At 70.6% G+C, this 12,769-nt stretch carries 13 protein-coding genes; 7 read left to right on the top strand and 6 right to left on the bottom strand.

Annotated elements, in window-relative coordinates; translation table 11 throughout:
- Position 1 precedes the first annotated feature (1 nt).
- Complete coding sequence (locus KYK13_RS06915; RefSeq protein ID WP_223642918.1) at positions 2–487, top strand: (2Fe-2S)-binding protein; 486 nt, start codon at positions 2–4, stop codon at positions 485–487.
- Positions 488–569: 82 nt separating this feature from the next.
- Positions 570–1,769: a hypothetical protein gene (locus KYK13_RS06910; RefSeq protein ID WP_223642916.1), complete on the top strand. Its 1,200-nt coding sequence runs from the start codon at positions 570–572 to the stop codon at positions 1,767–1,769.
- 9 nt (positions 1,770–1,778) lie between these two features.
- Here KYK13_RS06910 and KYK13_RS06905 read toward each other — a convergent pair whose 3' ends face one another.
- The 4 genes from KYK13_RS06905 to KYK13_RS06890 form a co-directional block, all read right to left on the bottom strand.
- On the bottom strand, positions 1,779–4,004 hold the full coding sequence (locus tag KYK13_RS06905; RefSeq protein WP_223642914.1) for a YfhO family protein: 2,226 nt from the start codon (positions 4,002–4,004) through the stop codon (positions 1,779–1,781).
- Between the two features lie 32 nt (positions 4,005–4,036).
- Positions 4,037–6,298, bottom strand: a complete 2,262-nt coding sequence (locus KYK13_RS06900; RefSeq protein WP_223642912.1) for a hypothetical protein — start codon at positions 6,296–6,298, stop codon at positions 4,037–4,039.
- Complete coding sequence (locus tag KYK13_RS06895) at positions 6,295–7,083, bottom strand: DUF3142 domain-containing protein (RefSeq protein ID WP_223642910.1); 789 nt, start codon at positions 7,081–7,083, stop codon at positions 6,295–6,297. The genes KYK13_RS06900 and KYK13_RS06895 overlap by 4 nt, the downstream gene beginning before the upstream one ends.
- A 102-nt stretch (positions 7,084–7,185) precedes the next feature.
- Positions 7,186–8,523, bottom strand: a complete 1,338-nt coding sequence (locus KYK13_RS06890) for an alpha/beta fold hydrolase (protein ID WP_223642908.1) — start codon at positions 8,521–8,523, stop codon at positions 7,186–7,188.
- Positions 8,524–8,632: 109 nt separating this feature from the next.
- Here KYK13_RS06890 and KYK13_RS06885 point away from each other — a divergent pair, with 109 nt between their 5' ends.
- The 5 genes from KYK13_RS06885 to queD all read left to right on the top strand — a co-directional run bounded on the left by KYK13_RS06885 (position 8,633) and on the right by queD (position 11,569).
- Positions 8,633–9,586, top strand: coding sequence for an AraC family transcriptional regulator (locus KYK13_RS06885; RefSeq protein WP_223642906.1), 954 nt, complete (start codon positions 8,633–8,635; stop codon positions 9,584–9,586).
- A gap of 174 nt (positions 9,587–9,760) precedes the next feature.
- Positions 9,761–10,303: a hypothetical protein gene (locus tag KYK13_RS06880; protein WP_223642904.1), complete on the top strand. Its 543-nt coding sequence runs from the start codon at positions 9,761–9,763 to the stop codon at positions 10,301–10,303.
- 87 nt (positions 10,304–10,390) lie between these two features.
- Entirely contained in the window at positions 10,391–10,708 is a 318-nt protein-coding gene (locus KYK13_RS06875) for a helix-turn-helix transcriptional regulator (RefSeq protein ID WP_223642902.1), read from the top strand.
- Positions 10,705–11,109, top strand: coding sequence for an SRPBCC domain-containing protein (locus KYK13_RS06870; RefSeq protein WP_223642900.1), 405 nt, complete (start codon positions 10,705–10,707; stop codon positions 11,107–11,109). Before KYK13_RS06875 ends, KYK13_RS06870 begins: the two co-directional genes overlap by 4 nt.
- Positions 11,110–11,170: 61 nt before the next feature.
- Positions 11,171–11,569 carry a 6-carboxytetrahydropterin synthase QueD gene (queD, locus tag KYK13_RS06865; protein WP_223642898.1) on the top strand — a complete coding sequence of 133 codons (399 nt, stop codon included), beginning with the start codon at positions 11,171–11,173 and terminating at the stop codon, positions 11,567–11,569.
- 7 nt (positions 11,570–11,576) lie between these two features.
- Here the strand turns inward: queD and KYK13_RS06860 are convergent, their stop codons facing one another.
- Positions 11,577–12,278, bottom strand: a complete 702-nt coding sequence (locus KYK13_RS06860; protein ID WP_223642896.1) for an SDR family NAD(P)-dependent oxidoreductase — start codon at positions 12,276–12,278, stop codon at positions 11,577–11,579.
- Positions 12,271–12,768 carry a 6-carboxytetrahydropterin synthase gene (locus KYK13_RS06855; RefSeq protein WP_223642894.1) on the bottom strand — a complete coding sequence of 166 codons (498 nt, stop codon included), beginning with the start codon at positions 12,766–12,768 and terminating at the stop codon, positions 12,271–12,273. The genes KYK13_RS06860 and KYK13_RS06855 overlap by 8 nt, the downstream gene beginning before the upstream one ends.
- Position 12,769 lies beyond the last annotated feature (1 nt).

Here is a 12,769-nt window from a genome sequence, read left to right as displayed (position 1 = left end):
CATGCCGGCCCATTCCTTCCTCCTCAACGGTCAGCCGGTGTCGGTGGAGTCGCCCGCGGACCTGCCCCTCTTGTGGGTGCTGCGCGACATGCTGGGCATCACCGGCCCCAAGTACGGCTGCGGCGTGGGCGTCTGTGGCGCGTGCACCAGCCACCTGGATGGTGAAGCCTTCCGTCCCTGCCTCCACTCCGTCGGGGACATCGCGGGCCGCGACGTAAGGACCATCGAAGGGCTCGCGGGCGCGACGGGGCTGCACCCCGTGCAGCAGGCGTGGATCACCGAGGACGTGGCCCAATGTGGCTTCTGCCAGCCGGGGCAGATCATGGCCGCCGTCGCGCTGCTGCGGAGAAACCCCCAGCCGTCCGACGCGGACATCGACGCCGCCATGAGCGACAACGTCTGCCGCTGCGGCACCTACGTCCGCATCCGCGCCGCCATCCACCGCGCCGCGCTGCTGCTGCGAAATGGAGCGGCCCCCCACCGCTGAATCCGGCAGGACTGCTAGACTCACTCCGGGGCCCGCCATGCCGAAGCGCGAATTCGATGAGGGATATGACGTTTCGACCCTCATGCGGGTCTCCATCCTCTTCATCCCCTTCGACGCCGCGAAGAAGTTCTACAAGGCCAACACCACCCAGGGCGTGAAGGGGCTGAACGCCTCGTTCGATGCCAGCGGCATGCGGGTGGACGGCGCGAACCTCGCGGCCCCGCTCGTCCCGGGCCTGGCCCCCAGCGACTTCCTCCAGGGGCCGGACATCGCGGCGAAGCTCGCGGACATCGTGGAGCAGGAGTGCGACCTCATCCGCGACATGCACGTCCGCGACGAGGACCATGACGACAACTTCCAGTCATGGCTGGAGAGCAACGGGCCGGGGGTGGACACGTCGCAGTGGAGCGACAAGCGCAGGAAGCGCATCGAGCGGAACCTGCGGGGCTACAAGCACTACCCCGTCTTCATCTTCCTGTCGGAGAACCCCACGGGCTCGCCGTTCCCGGACCGCATCGACGTCTCCGGCCTGGGGATGTCCTACGTCCGCAGGCACCTGATTGACGACACGACGGTCAAGGGCATCAAGCACGTCAACGAGGTCGCCCTCTACCTGCGCGAGGACATCGACCGGCAGGTGGACCCCACGAAGGACGACGGCTTCTACCTGGAGGCCCGCACCGTCACGCGCAACACGGCGTCCATCCAGGCGAAGCTGAAGGCCAAGGACGAGTACATCCTCAAGGTGACGCTGGGGAACTCGCATGGCCATTCGCTGACGGTGGCCGGGGTGCACCTGCGCGCGTCGCTGACGGGCTCCAACGCGCAGGAGCGGCTCGTGGAGCGCAATGCCTTGCAGGCCTTCTGCGCGTCCGAGGGCATCCAGGTGATGGTGGGCGACTTCAACATGGACCTTCAGGAGACGACCCAGGGCAGCCGGGGCGTCTACGTCGACGGCCGGCCGGAGACCCGGCCCACGTACATGCTGCCCCACAAGAGCACGGCGGCCATCCCGCGCTTCCACCAGCAGTACTCGAACTCCACCGGCACTGCCCATTACATGGGCCTCTACCAGGCGGACACGGAAGACCTGGAGTTGGTGGGCCCCGGCATGTCCGGCCTGATGGGCGCGAGCGGCTCCCGGCACCTGAAGTCCGAGGGGAAGTTCTACTCGGACCATCCCTCCATCTACCTGGAGGTGAAGTCCACGCGCCTGACCGAGGAGGCGCGCCACCGGATCCTCCAGCGGAAGCTCCTCCGCGTCGTGAGGCCCCGGAAGTGAGCCCGGGCGTCATTGCGCCCGCGGACGCCAGCGCATCACTGCCGCGAGCCCCAGCCCGCTGAGCAGGGACAGGGTCAGGCCCAGGCGGAAGCTGAGCGGCCGGTAGTCGAAGCGGACCGTGTGGGCTCCGCGCGGCAGCCGCACGGCCCGTAGCGCCAGGTCTGCCCGGTGGATGGGGGCGTCCTGCCCGTCCACCGTCGCGGTCCAGCCGGGGTAGTGGCTGTCGGACACGACGAGGTAGCTCTCGTCGCAGGCCTCCACCTTCAACTCTTGATGCTGGGCGCCCTGAAGCGTCCACTCCACGGAACCCGTGCACGAGGGCAGATCCAGCGGCGCTCCCGAAGCGAGGAAGGCCGTGTGCCGGAAGGGTTGGGAGTCCTCCATCACCGCCGCGAGCGCCTCGGCGTCCGTCACCACGCGGGCGCGCTGCACCAGGAAGGCGCGCGGCAGCGCGGTGCGCGAGCGGGACAGGGTGGTGCCGTCGTCCGCCATGTGGAGCAAGTCCAGGTCGTCGTAGGGCGGTGGCCCGTTACGCAGATAGTGGGTGACGCCCACCAGGTCGAAGACAGTCCGTTGGCCCGCGTCGTGGAAGACCTCCGAGTACAAGGGCTCGGGGGCCCCCGAGCCCTCCAGGGCGGGCAGGCGCGCCTCGACGAAGCGGTTGGGGATGAGCTGTTCGAGACTGCGCTCGACGGTATTCCCCGTGCCATCGCGCGAGGGATCCTCGGGGCCCTGGATGTCCACGCTGATGCGTCCCAGGTAGGGCTGGGGCAGGAAGACGCGCAGGGAGAAGGGCCGTAGCAGTGACTCCAGGGGGGCGTATCCCGGCCGCCCCAGCAGCGCGTGCGAGGCCGCCACCTCCAGCACCGCGAGCATCGCGACACCCTGCCGCACCTGGCGGGGCCGCGCGAAGCCGCCGCGAGGCCAGAGCACCACGAGCGCGGCCAATCCCAGACACAGCGGCACCCAGGGGGCGCCCGCCTCGGCGGAGGCGCGCATGGACAGGTTGCGGGCCACGGGCCCCAGCGCGGCCATGGCGCCCACCATGCCCACCAGGGCCACGGCCGCGCGCAGGCGCGAAGGACGCAGGCGCCGCGCGAGCCGCCCCAGGGCATCCACCCCGAAAGCGGAGAGCACGGACACGCAGAACGCGGCCCCGACGAAGTACTTCACCGGGTAGCGGAAGAGGGAGAATGGAGGCACGTGCAGCAGCACCCAGGCCGCGGGCGCGAAGTGCCGGCCCAGGCTCAGTGCCACAAGCACCAGCGCAGCCATCATAAAGGGCCGGGCCCGCCGGGGTCCGCGCAGGGCGCCCAGCGCCGCGAGCGCGCAGGGGAGCGTCCCCAAGAAGACGCTGAGGATGAACCACTGATCCTCGCCCCAGTAGCGGTCCCGGGGCCAGTCCGCGAGCGGCCACATCGCGGATAGCACCTGGGGCCACGACATGGACCAGACGAGCGGCCAGCGCCAGGACTCCTGCGCGCGAAGGGAGTGCCTCGCGAACTCGGCGGTGGGCAGCAGCGCCACCGCGGCGAGCAGCGCCGCCAGCGCGAAGCCCGCCGTCACGAGAGCCACCGAGCGCACGCGAGCCTCCGGCCCGCGCCAGGGCGCGCCCCCCGCGGCCAGCACTGCGACCAACCCCTGCCACAGCGTGGTCTCCGGCGAACCAGCGAAGAGGGACAGCGCGCCGTACACGGCCAGCCACGCCAGGGGACCGCGCCCCGGGCGGCGTTGCAGGTCGAGCGCGGCGCCAACGATGAAGCCGCTCCAGGCCGCGGCGTCGACGACATTCTGCTGGGTCCCCAGCCGCGTCATCAGCGCCGACAGCCCGAACGTGGTGCCCGCGACGACGGCCGCTGACCAGGAAGCCCGCAGCCTCCGGCACAGCAGGAACACGCCCACCGCCGCGAGCACGACGTGCCCCAACTGCATCACCGTCATGGACACGATGGGGCCCGTGAGCAGAACGGCAGCCCAGCGAGGCGGGTAGTACACCTGCGAATAGAGGGTCGCCGCGAACGGCTGGCCCAGGCGCAGATAGGGGTTCCACAGGGGCATTTCGCCCGCGCGTAGTGACTCCAGCAGGAAGGCAGAGTCCGGGAAGAAGATGCGGAACAAATCCCGGCCCGCCAACAGGTAACCGCCGAGCACCGGCCAGTAGACGAAGACGAGCAGCATCAACAGCCCCACGACGGTGGGAACCGCTGCCCGTCTTCGCGTCCGTAGCGTCATCATGCCGACGGCATCGTAGGACGGATGCCCCCGCCTCAGTAGACGTAGGGTGTTTTGCGCGCCCACTCCGTCTTGCCGTACTGCTTGTGGAGGAAGGCGAAGGCCTTCTTCGCCTCTGGGGTGTTCTGGCCGCAGCCGCGCTTGCTGGAGCGGACCGCGCGGTACAGCGCGATGGGTGAGCGCGGGTCGTCCGGGTGCGCCTTCGCCCAGTCCAATGCCACGCGGGAGAAGAAGGCCACGGAGTTGCCCGCCTCGTTGAGCGCCTTCCACTCCGCGGCGGCGTCCGCCCGCTCCTCCGGGCTCGCGAACGGGAGCGGCGTCTTCAGGGGGGCCTCCCCCAGGTTCTTTGGCCCCGGCACGCACCACCCGTTCCGGTACCAGCTCATGTCCTGCGTGAGGTCCAGCTTCGGGGAGACATCCGCCAGGCGGTCCCTGCCGGGCTCCAGCCTCGCGGAGACGACCGGCAGCCCCATGATGAGCAGCCGCGCGTCGAAGAGGCGCTCCTCCGCCGAGGGCCGCCCCGCCAGGGCCAGCAGCTCCGCGCGCGCCGTGGGCTCCGACTCCGCGAGCGTGGCAGCCTGGGCCTTGAGGACCGCGTCGTCACCCACCACGGCGGCGCGGGCCAACACGGCCCACGACAGTTGCCGGCGCAGCTCGGGGCTCACTGACGGAAGCGCGGCCCACTCACGCAGCCGGCGCGTGGGGACATGGGTCTCCAGGAAGGACGCCCGCGCGGTGCTGAGCCCCATGGGTGCGGTCTCCTGCGTCGGGGCATTCCAGTCCTGATGGGGGACCGCGACGAACTCGTCCACCCGGAACTGAGCCGCGTTGCGCAGCGCCTCGTCCCAGGTGTTCGCCAGGTGCAGCCGCTCCTCCCGCAGGGCGTTGTCCGTGGACGGCAGGTCGCGCACCCGCTCCAGGGGAATGGCGTCCAGCCGCGCGCGGGCCTCCGCCAGCTGTCCCCGCTCCCGCAGCAACTGCACGGAGCGCCACGCGAGCGTCATGCCCGCGGGAGACTCCAACGGCACCGCCGCCGCGTCCGCGAGCAGCGCGAGCACCTCCGGTGAGTCCGCGCGGGCCGACAGCAGCGCCAGCACGAGCCAGGGCTGATGCCCGGACTTCTTCCAGCGGGCCACGGCGGTCACGTGGGTCTTCGCGGGCCACGGCGCCTCCGGAGCATCGGACTCCTCGGGGACGGGGGCGGCCATGAGCTGGAGCCACGCGAAGAGCTCCGCCGCTTGAGGCTTCAGCCCCGGGCACGAGAGGGCGTTGTCGTCCGGGCCCGTCGAGATGTTGGCCAGCTCCGACTCCAGCGCGGAGCCCGTCCCCTTCTCCAGCACCCGCGAGAACAGCTCACACCGCAGGGCACCCGGCGACAGGCGCCAGCGCACGAGGACCCGCAGGCGTTGCGCGGGGCCGTGCACTTCGCGCAGCTTCGGATCCGCGAGCACCGCCTGGATGGCCGCCTCCGCCCGGGTGAAGCGCGCGAGCGAGGCCTCGTCGTGCTCGCGCTCCGCGAGGTCGCCGTCTTCCTGGGCGGACATCGCCTCGCGCACGCGGGTGCGCGCCACGAGGTACGCGGCGAGCGTCCGGTGGGGGGAGTCCGCCGTGTTGGCAATGGCCTGGAAGGCCTCCGCCGCCGAGTCGAACCTCCCGCAGTACAGGTGCATGGCCGCGGCCTGGTAGTCGCGCTCGGCCTTGCGGCGCGCTTGCTCCCGTGGCGTCAGCGACTCCTCGAGACCCGGCTCCGGGTCGGCCAGGGTGCAGGCCTTGCTGAAGACGGAATCCTGGTGGACCACCCATTCCTTCAGCAGGGCCGGGCGCTGCTTCCATTCCTTCGCGAGCGCGCGGGCCGTGGCCGCGGCATGCAGGAAGGCATCGCCGTGGATGTAGGCATCATTGGAGGCCTCCGCCACCTGGAGAGGGTCCACCTGTGGCAGGTCCTTGAAGGGCGCGACCTCCTGCCGGACGGCGGTCCACTGTTCGCGGGCCCAGCTCGGGTCCGGCCCATAGCGGGACTCCACGTCCACCCACCCAGCCACCAGGTGCTTCTGCTCACCGGCCGTGGTGGGGATGCCCATCATCGAGCGATAGGCGAAGGCGAGGTATCGCCCATCGAAGGTGCGGCGAAGGACGCCCAGGCCGCCGGCCGCGTAGGTCTCGAAGGGCCGGTCGGGGTGGTCGATGACGTGGAAGCGGGGCTCGGGTCCCAGGTCGGGCCCGCAGGCGTCGGCGATGACGGGAGGTAGCAGGACCGCGAGGCCCACGAGCCCCAGGACTGTCTTTGCGTTCTTCATGGTCGGGTCTCCCCCACGGCGCGAGCGAACGCATCGGGCGTCCACGGCCGGGGGTTGAAGAGGTAGAGGGTCGAGATGCCAGGCGGCACGGGCTGCCACTCATCCATTGCCAGGCCCATGCTGCCCGCGCACGGGCGGGGCAAGCCGCGCGCGAAACGCGCACGCCAGACCGGCCCCTCCGGGCCCATGCGGAAGAGCTGTGGCACCACTTCGTCCACGGGCGCGCGGACAATCCAGCTGCCGGGCACACACCACGACGCGAGCCCCGTGATGGACAGCGGCATCCCCGGAGGCAGGCGCGCACGCAGCCGCTGGAGCAGGTCGACGTAGGCGTCGTGCTCGGACGCGCGGGCATCGAAGTCGAGCTGCAACGCCGTCACGTCAGGGCGGCGGCGCACAAGCGAATCCAGGTGCCCGGCCAGGGCCTCCAGGCGCTCCGGTCCGAAGCGCGCGAACGAGCTCCCTGGAAGCATCTGCAACCGCACGGTGGCCTTCAATGCGGTGCCGGACGGAACGCGAAGCGGCTGCCGGCGTGGCAGCACGTGGACGTCCTCCTCGGTGAGGTCGAGCGTCGCGAGCAGGAACGCAACATCCACCGCGTGCCCCTCCAGGAAGCGCAGGTCCTCCGGCCGCTCCCAGGCCCAGAGCACGAGCCGGGGCGGCGACGACACTGGCGGAGGCAGGGGCACGGGCAGCGGCAGACACAGCAGCACGAGGACGGCAGTGGCCAGGAAGCCGCGCCGTGGGCCGGGTGCCGCGAGCGGGTGGGAAGAGTCGGGGAGCATCGCGGCCAGGGAGCCACGGCCGGGCACCCTGCCCGGCTGGCGTGGCGACATTTAGCAACCCGTGCGCCAGACGCCCATGACCTCCCCGGTGACGCGTCCGGCTCAGGGACGGGCCGCGGGCATGAACGCGCGAACCTCCGCGACCACCTGCTCCGCCGTGTCCTCGAAGAAGAAGTGGTTGGCATTGGGAAGCTCCACCGTCCGGTGCTTCGGGAAGATTTTCTCGAAGTGCTCGGTGTCGCGGCGGGGGAAGCCCTGGTCCAGGTGCGCCCAGAAGAGGAGGGCATCCTTGTCCGCCAGACGCGGCAGGCCCGCCTCGACCTCCTGGAAGTACGCCGTCGCGGCGGTGATCTGCCCCGGGTAGAAGGCCGCGATGCCCCGACGCTCCAGGGGGACGAAGGGCCGTAGATAGGCCTCCAACACGTCGGTGGGCAGTTCACGGGTGACGCCGTTCTGGATGCCGAAGGACGCGAAGCCGTTGAAGTTCAGCTGGAGGAACTCGCCCACGGGTCCACCCGCGATGACGGAGAAGATGCCGCGAGGCTCGCCCGTGCTCGTGGGCCAGGCCCAGGTGCTGCCCAGCACCATGCGCTTCACGAGCTCCGGCCTGCGTCCCGCGAAGCCGAGTCCAATCGGGCCACCCCAGTCCTGCATGACCAGCGTCACGTCACGCAACTGGAGCTGCTCGACGAACGCCTCGACCACGAGGCTCTGCTCCCGGGGCGTGAAGCCAAAACCCACCGGAGCCTCGGACAGGCCGAAGCCCGGGTAGTCGAGCGCGATGCAGCGGTACGAACCGCGCAGCCCGCGGATCAGCTCGCGCCACTGATACGACCAGGCGGGATTGCCATGAAGGAAGAGCAGCGTCTCCCCCTGCCCTTCATCCACGTAGTGGATGCGCGCGCCGCCCGGCAGCGTGACGAACCGGGAGCCTGCGTCCGTCAGCGCGCGCGTGGGGGATGCCCGCTCACTCGACACCGCCCGGACGAACGCCCCGGCCTCCAGCAGACCCAGCAGGAGGAGCGTGGCGGTGCCCACGCGTGACCACCGGGGACGGACCACGAAGCGAGGAACGAGCCACGACACGGCGACAGCGACCGCGAGCATCGCGGGAGCCGCCGCGACCACCAGGCCCGCCGGTCCTCCCAGGACCATCCCGCCAAGGATCAGCAGCGAGAGCCCCACGAGCCCCAGCGACAGCGTGAGCCTCGGGCGCGGTACCCGCGCCGCGAGCGCGGGATACAGCAAGGCCACCGTCACGGAAACGAGCAGGCACGCGGGCGCGATGACCGCGAAGCGAAGCACCGGGAAGAACCCGATGCCGCGGACGTGCGGCGCCGCGAGCACCGCGAGGGTCGCGAGGCCCACGAGGGGAACGGCCGCGGCCCCTCCGGCCCGAAGCAGGTGGAAGGTCCGCGAGCGCGTCTGTGTCGATGTCATGGTCATGGAAGCGTCCTTTCTCCAGGCCGATGGGTAGTCCCGCGACGCTGGACGTTCCATGTGCGAAGCTCCGTGTTTCTCGTCCAATCGTCCGAAGGGAGCGCTCGAGATGGATGTCCTGGCGGATTCGCTTCGCAGCCTGCGGTTGAAGACGGAGGTGTACGGACGGCTGGAGCTGAGCGCGCCGTGGGGACTGAAGCTTGACCTGGGGCACCCGGGCTTCTTCCACGCGGTGACGCGCGGCAGCTGCTGGCTGGAGATGGAGGGCCAGCGCAGCGCGCTCGCGGCGGGCGACTGGGTCTTCATCCTGGGCAACGCGCCCCACTCCCTCCGCGACTCACCCCGGACGCGCACGCGCCCCCTGCCGGAGCTCTACGAGGAGACCGGCGCCCGCTGCGGCGGTGTCCTGCGCCATGGAGGAGACGGGCTCCAGACGACGCTCATCTCCTTCAGCTTCGGGTTCGCGGGAGCGTGGCTCGACCGGCTCCTCGTGGGCCTGCCCCGGGTCCTCCACGTCCGGGGCGACGGAAGCGGCGCCACGCGACAGGTGGAGTCCGTCATCCAGCTCGTCGCCTCGGAGATGGAAGCCGGCCGGCCGGGGCACGAGCTGGTCGCCACCCGGCTCGCGGACGTCCTGTTCATCCACGCGCTGCGCATGCACGTCGAGGCGTTCCCCGAAGGCAAGAGCGGCTGGCTCCGGGCGCTGGAGGACGCGCAACTGGGCCGTGTCCTCCAGCAACTGCACGAGCGTCCCCAGCACCCGTGGACGGTGGAGGCCATGGCGAGGCTGGCTGGCATGTCGCGCTCGACGTTCGCGGCGCGCTTCCAGCAAGTCATTGGAGAGAGCCCCCTGACGTACCTCACGCAGTGGCGGATGCACACCGCCACGCGGCTGATGGCGGAGAGCGATGCGTCCATGACCGCCATCGCGGAGGCGGTGGGCTACGAAACGGACAGCGCCTTTGGCAAGGCCTTCAAGCGGCACGTGGGCCACACGCCCGCCGCGTACCGCCGTCAGCTCCACCCAGCCCGGGCCCTGGGTCCTGGCACGCCCCTGGGGTGAATCCGACGCCTGGCCATTGCCGGCGACTCCAGGACAACCCGGCAAGCCGTGGACAGCACGTCCACGGCCATGTTGAGCTTGACGCAAAGGCAGACATCCTCCGCCCGCTCCTCCCGAGACGCCTGGTCCATGTCCTTCTTCGAAGTGCTCTCCCCGGTCCCACGGAAGATGGACATGGGAGGCGACCTCCCGCTGCGCTTCCACACGCGTCCGCTGGCCGGACAGGTCGTGTGGCCCCTGCTCGGTCTGGTGCTCTTCGCCGTGCTCCCCGCCGCCTACGCGCTGGACCAGGACCTGTCCCTGGACCGGCTGCGCGAGGAGTGGGGGCTGCCGCTGGGGGTGGTGCTGGGCTTCCTCGTGTCCGTGACGCTCCTCCTGCGGTGTGTCCTCACCCGGCTGGAGGTGGTCGTGACGGACTCCCAGGTGTCCCTGCGCGGCAGCGGAGCCCTGCGCGCCTTCACCTGGAGCGAGCCCCTGGAGCACTACGTGGGGCTCGACTGCGAGCGGCGCCACCACCCGGACTGGATTGGCGCGCAGGACGAGTACGGCATCGCGCTGACGCACCGGAAGGACCCGGAGCGCAACGTCGTCGTGCACTGGGGCCGGGACGCCCGGCGCTTCGAGGACCGGCTCGCGCGCTACGCCCAGCTGCTGAGGCTCCCCGTCCGCCGGGAACAGCGCGCCCCCCTCACGCAGGCGCGCGCCGCCCGCCGGTAGCCCTCCCGTCACGGGCGTCCGCTGACACGTCGGAGATTTCCGACGCCTCTTGACGCGTCGGATAGTTCCGACGTATCAATCCCATCCATGTCCGACCTGGATGTCTTTTCGGCGCTCTCCAATCCGGTGCGCCGGGAAATCCTGCTGCAATTGCGCAAGGGGCCGCGCGCGGTGAACGACCTGGCGAGCGGCTTCGACCTGGGCCGCCCCGCCGTGTCCGAACACCTGCAGGTGCTGCGCAAGGCACGGCTCGTGCGCGAGGAGCCACGCGGCCGCGAGCGCTATTACCACCTGGATCCGCGTCCATTGTCGGAGGTGGAAGACTGGCTCAAGGCCTTCACGCACTACTGGAAGCAGCGGCTCGCCGCGCTCGAGGACGTGCTCGACGAGGAGTCACGCAAATGAATCCCCCCGCCGTCATTCAACTGGACCATGTGTATGCCCATCCGCCCTCCGCCGTGTGGAAGGCATTGACGGACCCGGCGCTGCACGCGAAGTGGTGGGCCGCGGGAGACGTGCGGCCCGTCGTGGGCCACCGCTTCACGCTCGACATGGGTCCCTGGGGCCAGCAGCCGTGCGAGGTGCTGGCCGTGGAGCCGGAGCGGCTCCTCCAGTACCGCTTCGCCACGGGCGTGCTCGACACGACCCTCACCTGGCGCCTTCAGCCAGAGGGCGCGGGGACGCGGCTCACGCTCATCCACGAGGGCTTCAACCTGGACTCGCCCATGGGCCGCCGCGCCTTCGAGGGGATGAAGCCGGGCTGGCCGGGCGTGCTCGCACGGCTGGGAGCCGTACTCGGCGTCTGAGTGTCCGCCCCCTGAGACGACCCGTGGACGCAGGGGGGGAACGCGGATACAAGGCCGCCGCATGGAGCCCGTATCCGTGAAGAAGCCCGCCCTCGTCACTGAAATCTCGAAGGAGTTCACCTTCGAGGCCGCGCACCGCCTGCCCCACGTTCCGGAAGGGCACAAGTGCTCGCGTGTGCACGGCCACAGCTACCGCATCGAAATCACCCTGCGCGGCCCCGTGCACCCGCGGTTCGGGTGGATCGTGGACTTCGCGGAGCTGAACGCCGCCTGGCAGCCGCTGCACGCCCAGTTGGACCACCGGCTGCTCAACGACGTCCCGGGCCTGGAGAACCCCACGAGCGAGCTCCTGGCCGCGTGGCTCTTCGAGCGGGTGAACGTGCCCGGCGCCACCGTCGCGCGCATCCGCGTGGCGGAGACCTGCACGTCCTCGTGCACCGTCTACGCGCAGGAAGGCTGAAGCCGTCTCAGCGCTCGATCTGCCCCAGATTGGCGTGGAGGACCGCGCCATTCAGGACCGGGGTGGTGGCGCAGAGGTAGAGCACGTTGGCGATCTCCTCGGGCGCGATGAGGCGCCCGAACGTCGTCATCCCCGCCACGCTCGCCCGGACGACAGGGTCCGCCCCCATGTGCTCGCGGAGCATCTCCGTGTCCGTGAAGCCCGGGCAGACAGCGGCGGTGTGGACCTGCGTCCCCGCCAGGTCCTGGCAGGTCGCCCGCATCATCCCGATGAGCGCGTGCTTGGTCGTCACGTAGGACGCCACGCCCTTCACCGCCTTCTCCCCCAGCGTGGACGCCACGTAGAGCAGGGATGAGCCCGGCGTGAGCAGCAGCCGCGCCAGGCGGTTGAGCACCAGCGGGGCCACCACGTTGACCTCCAGCACGCGGCGCAGGTGGTCCGCGTCCATGGTCAGCGCGTCGTCGTGCTCGTAGAGGGCGGCGTTGTGCACCACGCACAGGCGTCCCGTTCCGGCGCCCTCGCGCAGCGCCTGCTCCACCGCGGGCTCCCAGCCCGGCACGGCCAGGTCCACCGGCACGTTGACCACGTCCGGCACGGTGCACGGGCCTCGCGACACGTTGATGACGCGCCAGCCCTCCTTGCGGAAGCGCTCCGCCGCCGCCTTGCCAATGCCCCGGCTGGCGCCGGTGATGAGGACCTGATCAGACATCCTGATTCCACTCCCAGGAGGCCCACTGGCCGGGGCCCGAAGCACACTTCACCACCAGCCGCGTGATGTGGTCGCGCGCCATGGCGCTGCCGTCACCGACCAGCGCCTCGCCGAAGACGCGCGCCAGCTCCTCCAGCGACACGTTGGCCACGGGCAGCACCGTCACGTCGCGCGCGAGGAAGCGCAGCTCCTCGCCGTTGAAGTGCGCCACGTGGTTGCCCTGCGCGTCCCGCTCCAGCCGCAGATGCGGGGAGCGGTCCGGCAGGAAGAAGGTCTCGTTCCAGGCCTTGCAGCGCGCGATGATGGCCTGCTTGAGCGGTCCGTAGTCCGAAAGCAGGCCATCGTCGGACACCTCCCCCGTCAGCGCGACGTAGACGGAGAAGTTGTGCCCATGCAGGTTCTCGCGGTGCGTGGCGGAGAAGATGGTGAAGTGCCCCGCGGAGAACTTCATCTCTTCCTTGTGCAGCTCGAGGGTCGTGGTGCGCGCCATG

The organism is Corallococcus sp. EGB (genome assembly GCF_019968905.1).
GTDB lineage: Bacteria > Myxococcota > Myxococcia > Myxococcales > Myxococcaceae > Corallococcus.
This window is presented reverse-complemented; position numbering and strand designations above follow the sequence as displayed.